The organism is Companilactobacillus mindensis DSM 14500 (assembly GCF_001434275.1).
In the GTDB taxonomy this organism is placed as follows: domain Bacteria; phylum Bacillota; class Bacilli; order Lactobacillales; family Lactobacillaceae; genus Companilactobacillus; species Companilactobacillus mindensis.
Map to the genome: position 1 here is coordinate 47,287 of NZ_AZEZ01000091.1, position 8,085 is coordinate 55,371.

At 38.8% G+C, this 8,085-nt stretch carries 5 protein-coding genes; 2 read left to right on the forward strand and 3 right to left on the reverse strand.

Annotation, left to right across the window (positions count from 1 at the left end):
• The first annotated feature begins 20 nt into the window (after nt 1-20).
• A complete protein-coding gene (gene helD, locus FD29_RS08330) occupies nt 21-2,297 on the forward strand; it encodes an RNA polymerase recycling motor HelD (RefSeq protein ID WP_057888481.1) in 2,277 nt (758 codons plus the stop codon).
• Between the two features lie 772 nt (nt 2,298-3,069).
• Here helD and FD29_RS08335 read toward each other — a convergent pair.
• Nucleotides 3,070-3,735 (reverse strand): CPBP family glutamic-type intramembrane protease, encoded by a 666-nt coding sequence (locus tag FD29_RS08335; protein ID WP_057888482.1) that lies wholly within the window; start codon nt 3,733-3,735, stop codon nt 3,070-3,072.
• 111 nt (nt 3,736-3,846) lie between these two features.
• Here FD29_RS08335 and FD29_RS08340 point away from each other — a divergent pair, with 111 nt between their 5' ends.
• Complete coding sequence (locus FD29_RS08340; protein WP_057888483.1) at nt 3,847-4,920, forward strand: acyltransferase; 1,074 nt, start codon at nt 3,847-3,849, stop codon at nt 4,918-4,920.
• 59 nt (nt 4,921-4,979) lie between these two features.
• On the opposite strand, the gene FD29_RS08345 is transcribed toward FD29_RS08340, so the two are convergent.
• Both FD29_RS08345 and FD29_RS08350 read right to left on the reverse strand, forming a co-directional pair.
• Nucleotides 4,980-6,650: a collagen-binding domain-containing protein gene (locus FD29_RS08345; protein WP_057888484.1), complete on the reverse strand. Its 1,671-nt coding sequence runs from the start codon at nt 6,648-6,650 to the stop codon at nt 4,980-4,982.
• A 180-nt stretch (nt 6,651-6,830) separates the two neighbouring features.
• Entirely contained in the window at nt 6,831-7,700 is an 870-nt protein-coding gene (locus tag FD29_RS08350) for a DegV family protein (protein WP_057888485.1), read from the reverse strand.
• Nucleotides 7,701-8,085 lie beyond the last annotated feature (385 nt).

The following is an 8,085-nucleotide window of genomic DNA, read 5'->3' on the forward strand; positions in this document are numbered from 1 at the left end:
TGTCAACGAGAGGTAGTTTAATGACGATTAATCAATCTAAAGCTGAAGAACAACAACGCGTCAATATGGTTGCCACAAAAATCGACGACGATATTAAGCGTGTTGACCAAAGCATTGCTCAAGCTCACCAAGAAACCGGCCGTATTGAACGTAATTACGGCGAAAATACCAAAGTTAATACCACCGAAGTCGATGACCAAATGGAAACCAACGCTTCTGTTCAACAACAGAAACAATTAGTTGCTTTGGCCGTTGAAAATGAAAACATCTTAAATTCCAACAAATTAAAATTAGAGAACCTCCAAGGTTCGCCTTATTTCGGTAGAATCGATATCGTTGAAGATGGCGAAGAAGATTGTCTATATATTGGAACTTCCACTCTTCAAGACGAAAATGGCGACTTTTTGATCTACGACTGGCGCGCACCCGTTTCCGGAATTTACTACAACGGCGTTTTAGGAAAAGTCCACTACCAAACCCCTAATGGTACCGCCGAAGTTGACCTCAAAAAGAAACGTCAATTCCAAATTATTCACAACAAAATCCGCAACATGTTCGACACTAACGAAACTGTTGGCGACGAAATCCTTCAATCCGTTCTAGGCGAATACAGCGATGAATATATGAAAAACATCGTGGCAACGATCCAGCATGAACAAAATACCATTATCCGTGATACGCACTCTGACATTCTGCTCGTTCAAGGTGTAGCCGGTTCTGGTAAAACATCCGCTATCTTGCAGCGGGTCGCCTATCTGCTTTATCACAGCCGTTCAACCATGAATGCCGACAATATCGTGCTCTTCTCACCTAACAAATTATTCAGTAATTATATTTCTGAAGTTTTGCCTAGTTTGGGTGAACGCAATATGCGTCAAGTTACGCTGAACGAATTCATTTCTTTGCGTCTATCCGGTGTACAAGTTGAAACGCTCTTTGAACGTTACGAAAAGGACGAACGCAACCTGCCCGAAACGACTATTAAGATCCGTTTATATAAGGAAAGTGGTGCCTTTCTCGATCACTTAGAACAATTAGAAAACGATCATCCTGAACATACGCTCTATTTCGAAGATATTATTTTCGACGGTAAACCATTCTTTACTAAAGAAGAAATTTCAGAGATTTATAATAACGTCAATCACGCTTATCACATCCCGGACCGCTTCCTTAAAACTAAGAATATCTTGATCAAGCGGCTTCAAAAGCGCATCCACGCTGACCGCAACGAAGACTGGGTCCAAGACGAGATCGACAACTTATCGGATGAAGACTTTCAACAGATCATTACCGACCACGATATTGAGGAATCTACCAATCAGCGTGAAATCATTGCCGAAGAATTTCTCCGTGAACGTTACGCCCCAATTTATAACGCTTTGATCAACAATTATTTCTTCAATCCGTATAAAGAATATCTCTTCTTAATGAGTGAAATGAAACAAGACTTAGTACCCGACAATATTTGGCAAACAATGATCGAATCGATCGACGACCAAATTGAAGCCCACAAGTTGAATTTGAGCGACTCTGTCGGCGTCCTTTATTTGCGAGACTTGATTACTGACGGCGGCATTAATCACGCTATCCAACATATTTTTATTGATGAAGTCCAAGACTACACGATGGCCCAGTTAAAATACATCGCCCACTCTTTCCCCAACGCTAAGATGACGCTTTTGGGCGACCGTGCGCAAGATGTTCTAACTAGTTCATATCGTAAGAATGATTTAGTTACCGAAGTCAATGAGTTGTTCCACAAGAAGCGCATCAATACGATCACACTCAACCAAAGTTACCGCTCCACAGCTGAGATAACTAATTTTGCAACTAAATTATTACCTAACGGCAGTGAGATCAAAGCCTTCTCTCGTCAAGGCGAAGACCCAGTCATCAAAGTTTTCGACGACCAAGATTACTATCAAGGTTTGAAAGAAACCGCTAAAGAACTCAATCAAAAATACGATACCGTCGCTATTTTGACGCGTAACCAAGCTCAAGCTGAACAAATTTACACCCACTTCAGTGACGAATCGATTGTCACGCTGGTAGACGCCAACTTCCGTTCGATTCCCAAAGGGATTTTGATCTTACCAATTTATTTGGCCAAAGGTTTGGAGTTCAACGCTGTTATTGCGCACGATGTTTCGGCCAAAAATTATCCTGACGAACGCAGTATCGACGTTTTATATACAATCTGCACCCGTGCTATGCACAGCTTGACCTTGTGCGTTGACAATGATATTTCGCCACTACTCAGTAAAGAACCACAAACACTAATTTCTGAATTGGATTAATTATGCCGCCTTCCGATCAAAAGCTGATTGGGCTGGAACGTGGTGAGGCGACTTGGAGCCAATTTAAAAATTGTCTTCAAGCTCGTCAGTAATCTAAGCCAGCACTGAGCCCATCAGCTTTTGCTCTCCAGGCTAGAGTTTTCGTTGTTTAGTTGAGATATATAATATTTGAGTAAAGTTACCATCTATATAAATATAATTTTAAATATAAGAAGACCGTAATTCCTAAGTCATTAAGAATTACGGTCTTTTTCTGTATAATTTATATTTTTAATGATAAGTATTTAATTAAACTGCCTATATTAATACCTCAAGACTAAAGATACTTAAACCCATTAGTCTGGAATGGAATTCTGGTGGATGCTCAGCCGTGGTAGTCTCTTAGCTGGCGTATCTTGCCAGTTTAGAGACAGACAAGCTTAGAGACAATTTTTAAATTGGCTCCAAGTTGCTCTCACAGCGTTCCAGCAATCCACCAGAATTTCATGGAAGACGGCAGTGAACAAATTCCAAATCATACTTATTGATATTTTTTAATAAAGCTGCCTATATCAATATCTCAAAGCTCAAAATCCTTAAACCCTCTAGTCTGGAATGGAATTCTGGTGGATGCTCAGCCGTGGTAGTCTCTTAGCTGGCGTATCTCGCCAGGTTAGAGACAGACAAGCTTCAAAACAACTCATAGAGTTGGTTCGAAGTTGCTCTCACAGCGTTCCAGCGTCCACCAGAATTTCATGGAAGACGGCAGTGAACCAACACTAAAACATATTTTTTAAATAATAATAGTTCCAACCACGGCACTGACCATAGCTACAAAAACAGCCATCTTTTCATCTTTAGTATAAAGATAAGTCAAAGCATAGCACCAACCCAAAGCCATCATCATAAAGAATTGGATCAATGAACCAGGCAAACTGATCAACCCAGCAATGACACCACTCAAGAGGATACCCATTATGGCACTATATGCAGAACTTTTTCTAAAGAAGTAATTAAAGAAAAATCCTGTTTGAACTAACTGTTGTTGGACTGCAACAATAAAGACATTGGCAATCATATCAAATACGAAAACACTTTGTTCCGGACTAGCTATATCTTCATTTTGAAAACTTGGCAATTTACCAGTTACTTGTAAGTAGCTGACCATGATTCTTAACAAACAAACCATGATGATCATCAAACTGACCAACCCGATATTAGAAACTAATGAATAAGCAAATCCATCCGCTGTATCGGAAAACGACTTCTCCTCGCGGACATATTTTCTAATCATTAAGAACAACGTTACCAAGCCAACTACGAAAAAGGCGACCACAATCGGTATATCAAGGCCTTTTTTCGTGGCAGCATTGTTTTTAAGCATCAATGTAATTATAGAAAAGGCAATCCAAATTAAATATCTGACAAAATCTGTTCCTGGGGATTCTCCTACGCGCATAATAACTTCTTCCAATCAATAATTTTACTTTGTCATTATATCATACGCCAATACTTCATTTTCAGACGGTTTTCAACTATTATTAATAGAGTATTTATGGAGGAATTATTAATGAATAAAAACCAGCGTATTTTTTATCTCGATTTTATCCGTGTTATCGCAATTCTATTGGTTATTTTTATTCACGTCTCAGCAATCGACACTACTTTGAATGTCGGTTCGGGACAGTGGCAAATAACTAAAATTTTAAACTATTTTGCCCATATAAGTGTACCGGTCTTCTTCATGATCTCAGGGTCGCTCTTGTTGAATAGCAAAAAAACTACTTCACTGAGTTACACTTGGAAACAACGCATCCCGAGAGTTGCTATTCCCTTTATTCTCTGGTCGATCATTTCACCAATTGTCGTCGGGATTTATGCCCATTCACTTTCAATGCATAATATTTTAACGGCCGTCAAAACAATGCTTTATCAACCAACATCGCCAACGCTTTGGTTCATGTATCCTTTAATTGGCATTTACATCTTATCGCCAGTTATCAAAACATTCGTTCAATCGGCTACAACTGAAATGTTAGTTTATGTAACTGGAATCTGGCTAGTAACTTGTTCCCTGCTGCCTTCGATTGCCGTAATGTTGCCTAAAAATATCGGTCAATTATTGCAACTATCACCTATCGCCAACTTCTTCTTGATTGGTGGCTTTACTGGTTACTTTATCCTAGGATATTTGTTGACTAAGATTAAAGTCGAGAACATCAATAATTGGTTGTTATTGGCAGTCTTTTTAATTTTTGGTATTGCGGGAAACTTCACTTCCGAAGTCTTTCCTAAAATTTTCGATGCTAACAACGGCTACTATGTTACATCGATCTTTATTCCTATCATGTCAGTTGCCGCCTTTATTCTCTTACAAAAATGGGGCAGCCGCGTCAAATCGAATACGACTATTGGTATTTTTGAATTCTTGTCACCATTAGTCTTCGGCGTTTATTTAATCCACAATCTCTTGATCTTGTATGTCGAACCTTGGTTCATGGCAAACGTCCCTGTCCACGGCTTGATTGCAACATTTTTACGCTACATCGTCGTCTTAGTTCTATCCATTTTAATTATTTGGATCTTACATTTGATCCCCGGTCTCAATTATCTCTTAACTGGTAATTCTCGGAAGAAAAAATAAAATAACGCTAGAAGATTTCCAATTCATTTTGGAATTCTTCTGGCGTTATTTTTTATAACTTAGTTTTCTTTTTTAAGATGTGTAACTTTAAGCAATGTTCCCAAAGCCAACATGATCAATCCTAAAATTGTTCCCACAATACCAGTAGTCTCACCAGTTTGTGGCAATGAACCTGAATTGTTTGATGTTGATGCCGATGTTGGTGTTTGTGAAGTGCTACTCTCCTCACCGACGATAGTTGGCAACAAATTATCATCGCTTGATGATTGACTGCTTTCAGGATCAGTTCCCTCTGAACCGCCGTGAATAATCAGGTTGTCATCGCCATCTTTACTGTCGCTAGATTCGTCAGTCGTAGTCTTGTCTTTATCTTCAGGAGTTTGTGGATCAGTTGGCGTCGTTGGAGTTTCTGGTTCTGGGTCTTCTCCTTCGTTTCCACCCTCAACTAATTCACCTGTATCAGGATCAATATCTTCCTCTTCCTCTTCTTCATTAGGATTCTCAATATTGCCACCATTGTTGTTCTCTTCACCAGGAAGGTCTGGCAATTCGCCCGGAATGGTGATTGGCTTCTCATATTCAGTTTCAGTATCTGAGTCATCTTGATAGTCCCAACGGTGTGTCTCCGCATTGACAACTACTTTGTCAGCAACAATATTACCGTCTAAGTTAGCATTGGCCGTAACTTCCGCTTTAGGTGCTAAAACAGAACCTTGGAAAGGACGGTCGATATCTAGTTTGCCATCGAAAAGTTTGTCAGCAGCTGTGCTGTCATAAAAATTCCAGAGCAAATGGTTATCATCAAAATATTCAGTTTCTTGATTAGGGCGTTCAACATTGTCGTTAGTTTTACCATTGTTGTAGATCAATTTGATCTGTGAGTTGACGACATAATGATCTTGACCCTTAGTATCAACATTGATGATGACATTAGTTCCCCCAGCATCTTGGGAAAGGCCATAGATCGTCAAAGGCGTATTTGAAGTTAGAACATCAGGGTCAAGGTCGATAACGATCTTGTTGTCAGCTGTAACTTCATAATCTTCCAAATTGATGACACGTTGATTTTGGTCAGGAAAATCACTGTTTGAAACGGAAACTTGTGGCGTTTTGGTCGTCAATTCAGCTGATTTATTCTCTAAAGTCTTGAACTGTTGGTCAAAGTCGATATATTTATTACCATTCTTGTCCTGGTGCGTCTCATCTTTAGTCAAATGATCAACATCGATGTTGTTGACCTTAGTCCGGTTAGCATTAGATACATCGACATCATTATTTTCACCAAAAATAACTTTATTCATCCGATCATCAGTTTGATTGACGAATGAACTGTTAGCCATTGAATTAATATTTTGGACGTAAGAAACATCGGTACTGACGTGGCCTTCATGAATATTAGTCCCAAAATTGACGTTACCGTTCAAAGTACCGACAGCAACATTACCGTTAGTGTGTGAATTCAAAGTTGCTTCGTTAGCAAAAATATGAAATTTGGAAGCATAGCCTAATTCATTGTTTACATCAGGAAAGTCTTGCTCTACATTGCCACCATCTTGTACATCATCGTTAGCTGACTTAGTAGCACTTTGAGTAGTTGTCGTAACACTATCTAAAGAATTGCTATTAGTAGCTGCCGTGTCGGCGTGAACTGGTGTGCTGATCCCCACTAAAACTGCAGCACTCAGAACGACGCATGACAAAGCCCATTCTTTGCTTTTTTTCTTTAACATAATTAACTAAATCTCCCTCATCAATTTAGAATAATTATTATCTAGTATTAAAGCTGGTAATAATTTAATTTATGAAAATAATTACGCTACTCAAAAACATTGTCAAATTACGGTTTGTTAACATTTCAAAAAAAACACATCTGACCGATTGGCCAAATGTGTTCTTCCCTTTTATATAAATTAAGCTCGTTTTTCTTTTCCCATTGCAAAAGCAGCCACGCAACCAAAGCCAGTATGACTTGAAATCGTTATGCCAATTGGATAGATCTGCACATCTGCAACGGACACCTTAGCAATAATGTGTGCTTTAACAACTTCAGCTGCTTCGTAATCGCCACTGGTCGTGATAATGATTGGTTGAGTCTTATCGTCTTCAATTGCCAAGACGATTTTGTCAGCCAATTCGATTAAAGATTTCTTTCGTGTTCTGGTTTTGGAAACCATCTCTAATTTACCATTCGCATCAACGTCAAGAATTGGTTTTACTTTTAGCAAAGTTCCCAAAGCCGCCGACGTTCTTGAGATTCGGCCCCCGTGATACAAGTGATTTAAGTCATCGACTGTGAACCACGATTGTAGGCGTAATTTATTTTGATCGAACCAATCGACCAACTCATCCAAAGTTTTCCCAGACTTTTGCAATCTGATTGCTGCAAGGACCATTTCACCTTCGCCACCACTAGCCGCCAATGTATCGACAATGCGAATGTCAGCCTCTGGATAAGTTTCTAAAAGGATTTCTCTGGCTTGATTGGCACTGGACATCGAACCGCTCAATCCACCTGAAAACCCAACGTAGACGATTGGAATTTTTTTCTCAACATAGGTTTTGAAGAATTCCAAATACTCACCGACATTGACTTGCATCGTAGTTGGCAATGCACCAGCTTGAACTTGTTTATAAAATTCATTGATGTCGAAACTTTCGCCGAAGTCATTGACCAAATCCTTATCACCTAATTTTACGTGAAAACTAATCGCTTTGACATCGCTCGCTTGCAAAGTTGCTAAAGGCAAATCGCACTCTGAATCAGTCAATATTTGATACATTCTTCCGCCTCCTGAAATCCCTTAATTACATAATGTATATTTGTGTTACCGAATAATAATACCATTTATTTTAATTATGTAAACTATGTTATCTAGTTTTTAAAACTAGATAATTCATAATTCAATATTAATCAATCTTTGAAAAGAATTGCATAAAAAACAGATCTGGAACACAACTATATTTTCCACTTAAAAAAAAGGCGCCTATGATTCGATATTTTATTTAAAACAAATCGAGTAGGAGGTAACTTTTAATTACCGACCTCTCACACCACCGTACGTACGGCTCCGTATACGGCGGTTCATTAATTTAAGCATTTTGAATAGATTGGAGTTTCGTGGACATATTTATTAGTCCAAGGGATTCCAGTTTTTCATTTGTTAA

What these genes read in the sequence shown, in the direction of transcription:
- FD29_RS08335 (WP_057888482.1), bottom strand. Translation starts at nt 3,735, where the DNA reads ATGCGCGTAGGAGAATCCCCAGGAACAGATTTTGTCAGATATTTAATT.
- FD29_RS08345 (WP_057888484.1), bottom strand. Translation starts at nt 6,650, where the DNA reads ATGTTAAAGAAAAAAAGCAAAGAATGGGCTTTGTCATGCGTCGTTCTG.
- helD (WP_057888481.1), top strand. Translation starts at nt 21, where the DNA reads ATGACGATTAATCAATCTAAAGCTGAAGAACAACAACGCGTCAATATG.
- FD29_RS08340 (WP_057888483.1), top strand. Translation starts at nt 3,847, where the DNA reads ATGAATAAAAACCAGCGTATTTTTTATCTCGATTTTATCCGTGTTATC.
- FD29_RS08350 (WP_057888485.1), bottom strand. Translation starts at nt 7,700, where the DNA reads ATGTATCAAATATTGACTGATTCAGAGTGCGATTTGCCTTTAGCAACT.